The following is a 2,939-nucleotide window of genomic DNA, read 5'->3' as shown; positions in this document are numbered from 1 at the left end:
ATTCTACGGCTAATAGCTCAAGTCCATTAAAATGGACTGAAATTATTATCCCAGTCAGTTTTAACTGACTTGAGCTATTAGGCAGTGGTTTGAACCACTGCCGGGTTATCGCAAATGGGATAAATTGTCAGTTTAATCCAACTATTAACGACTTATAATTTTAACTCAAAGCAGTGCGCAAACCGCGAGTTACAGAAATATGTAATGCTTTCGCTTTACGAACCAAACCTCGTCGATAAACTGCCATTAAAGCATCGAGTTGACTAACTTCTGTCGGACTAAGTTGCCCTTCGCCATTTAGATAATTATACTCTAGTTCTAGATCGCCAAAACGTGCAGGTTTTATGGTTTAGTGCGATGGAGTCGGCGGGCGTTGGCAGTTTGATGAAGAATTACGCCCCAGTTATGTAATATGGGAGGAAAAAGTTGTCCCAATTTTAGTACTAGAAGTAGTTTCCCCAACTTATCGAAAGGAATAGAGCGAGAAATTAACAGAGTATCAAGAATTAGACACAACTGGCTCAACAACGCGCCCAAAAATTAGCGCAAAAGTTGCGAGAGTTAGGGATAGATCCAGATAATCTGGGATAATTGTAGAGGGATTAAAACTTTATCATTTATTAATCAACTAGACCACTAACAATTAGCCATTAGCCTGTCTTCCATTCCCTAATTCAACCTATCGAAAGCACAGGGCAGCCGCAAAGCCTGACGCAACAAAACTTGATACTCCTGATCCTTAATCAAATAAGCACCAAAACGCTCTAAATGAGGATTAGTCATCTGAGCATCAAATAAGATAAAACCGCGCGATCGCAATCTTTCCACTAATTTTACCATCGCCACCTTCGATCCATCAGGAATCCGAAAAAACATTGATTCCCCAATAAAAGCACCCCCAATGGCAATCCCTAAAATTCCCCCCGCCAACTCATCCCCCAACCAAGTTTCAAAACTAAAAGCCCAACCCGCCTCATAAAGTGCCCAATAAATCTCCCGTAGTTGTGGCGAAATCCAAGTAGTTTCTCGGTTAGCACAACCCGCAACCACACTTTTAAAATCCCGATTAATCGCCACACTAAAACGTTCCTGATTCAGAATACGCTGTAACGATTTAGGATAGCGAAACCTTTCATCTAAAGGAATAATCGCCCGCTGACGGCTAGAATACCAATCTAAAGCCCCGTTATCATTTGCCATCAAGAAGTAACCTTGGGCATATCCATCAATAATGGCAGAAATGTCAAGTTCCATAGCACAGAACTCGTATCATAATCTCTCTTCTATAGGATCAAAACCAGTTAAACTAGATTTACCATAACAGTTCAACCCATGGCTGAACCAATTTCACCTATAACTCTACCACCAGTCACCAATCCCGAACAAGAAGGGAAATGGTTGCGAGAAGCACTGGTTAACTGGCTCGATAGCGAATTTATCCCAGAGACAGTTAATCAAACAATAGCCACTCGCGCTACCCAAATTTTTGTCCGCCAACGGATGGAAGGTGAAAACGATCTCGGTTCCCTCGTGATTGCCATTGTCACCGAAATGCAAGCATTTGACTTCCGGGAAAGTTTTTACAGTGAATTTGCGATCGCGAATGCCGTCAGCGATCTACTCTTAGATAGTCTTGGCATCGATCGCTGCTGTGGTGCTTAGTTATTGGTTGTTGGTTGTTAGTTGTTGGTTGTTCGTTGTTCCTAAAGAGCTTATACCAAATTGCAGCTCTTAGCCTAATTTATAGAGCAGGGATTTCGCATGTCAGCCGCAGGAGGAATCCCTGTCCAACAACAAATAACCAACAACAAACAACCAACAAGAACCAACATACTACCAGCTAGACTTGACTACACCAGGTAACAATCCCTTGTGCGCCCATTCCCGTAGCACGTTGCGAGATAAACCGAAATCGCGATAGTATCCACGAGGACGGCCTGTAACCCAACAACGGTTCCGCAGACGGGTTGGGGCACTATTGCGCGGTAACTGTTGGATTTTCCGGTGAATCACCATTTTCTCAGAAGGAGATTTAGCCTTATCAAACTCCTCCTTAAGAGCTGCTCGCTTGGCAGCGTACTTATCTACAAGCTCTTGGCGGTTTTTTTCCCGCTCAATCATACTCTTTTTAGCCATAAACCTTTGGCGTTTCCCGAAATAAAGACACTGTTCTCTATCTTATCTGAGTTCAGGGGATGGGGAAGAGAGTTTTGAGTTTTGAGTTTTGAGTTTTGAGTTAAAACTCTCCTCCCTGCCGCCTGCCCCTATTCCTCATTCCCTGAAGTCGGGCATAAATCCCTCAACTCGCAATCCTGACAATTTGGTTTTCTAGCTTGACAAATTGCCCTACCATGGTATATCAATCTAATTGACCAATTTTCCCAATCCTCCTGTGGTAACATGCGGATTAAATCTCGCTCAATCCGAATTGGATCGGTATATTCAGTCAAACCTAAACGCTGTGTTAGACGCTTGACATGAGTATCTACTGTGACACCCTGATTAATTCCATAAGCATTCGCCAATACCACATTTGCTGTTTTCCGGGCTACCCCTGGTAATTTGAGGAGTTTTTCCATCTGTTTGGGTACTTCACCGCCAAACTCATTTGCGATCATCCGACAGGCTCCTCGAATATTTTTCGCCTTATTACGATAGAATCCAGTAGAACGTACCAAATTTTCCAAAACTTCGATATCAGCATTTGCGATCGCACCAGCATCAGGAAATCGGCGGAATAATTCTGGTGTCACCATATTCACCCGTTCATCGGTACATTGAGCCGAGAGTATTGTTGCCACCAATAACTGTACTGGCGTGTCGTAGTTGAGAGTACAGCCAGCATCGGGATACAGCCGCTTCAGACGAATCAGAATTTCTAAAGCTCGTTGTTGTTTTGATACCCATTTATTGCTCATGTTGGGGAGTGGGGAGTGGGG

4 protein-coding genes are annotated in these 2,939 nt (G+C 43.4%); 1 reads left to right on the top strand and 3 read right to left on the bottom strand.

Annotated elements, in window-relative coordinates; all coding sequences use genetic code 11:
* Positions 1–669: 669 nt before the first annotated feature.
* A complete protein-coding gene (gene aat / locus NJ959_RS27960; protein WP_254015033.1) occupies positions 670–1,254 on the bottom strand; it encodes a leucyl/phenylalanyl-tRNA--protein transferase in 585 nt (194 codons plus the stop codon).
* A 78-nt stretch (positions 1,255–1,332) separates the two neighbouring features.
* Between aat and NJ959_RS27955 the strand changes: the two genes are divergently transcribed.
* Complete coding sequence (locus tag NJ959_RS27955) at positions 1,333–1,662, top strand: DUF8822 family protein (RefSeq protein ID WP_254015032.1); 330 nt, start codon at positions 1,333–1,335, stop codon at positions 1,660–1,662.
* Positions 1,663–1,833: 171 nt separating this feature from the next.
* Here the strand turns inward: NJ959_RS27955 and rpsN are convergent, their stop codons facing one another.
* Entirely contained in the window at positions 1,834–2,136 is a 303-nt protein-coding gene (rpsN, locus tag NJ959_RS27950) for a 30S ribosomal protein S14 (RefSeq protein ID WP_254015031.1), read from the bottom strand.
* A 128-nt stretch (positions 2,137–2,264) separates the two neighbouring features.
* Positions 2,265–2,918 (bottom strand): endonuclease III, encoded by a 654-nt coding sequence (nth, locus tag NJ959_RS27945; protein ID WP_254015034.1) that lies wholly within the window; start codon positions 2,916–2,918, stop codon positions 2,265–2,267.
* Between the last annotated feature and the right edge of the window lie 21 nt (positions 2,919–2,939).

The organism is Limnofasciculus baicalensis BBK-W-15 (assembly GCF_024178385.1).
Lineage (GTDB): Bacteria > Cyanobacteriota > Cyanobacteriia > Cyanobacteriales > Coleofasciculaceae > Limnofasciculus > Limnofasciculus baicalensis.
Note: the sequence above shows the minus strand (reverse complement) of the source record. Positions and strands in the feature narration are given on the sequence as shown.

Excerpts from the sequence above, each read along its gene's own strand:
- aat (WP_254015033.1), bottom strand. The coding sequence starts at position 1,254 with ATGGAACTTGACATTTCTGCCATTATTGATGGATATGCCCAAGGTTAC.
- NJ959_RS27955 (WP_254015032.1), top strand. The coding sequence starts at position 1,333 with ATGGCTGAACCAATTTCACCTATAACTCTACCACCAGTCACCAATCCC.
- rpsN (WP_254015031.1), bottom strand. The coding sequence starts at position 2,136 with ATGGCTAAAAAGAGTATGATTGAGCGGGAAAAAAACCGCCAAGAGCTT.
- nth (WP_254015034.1), bottom strand. The coding sequence starts at position 2,918 with ATGAGCAATAAATGGGTATCAAAACAACAACGAGCTTTAGAAATTCTG.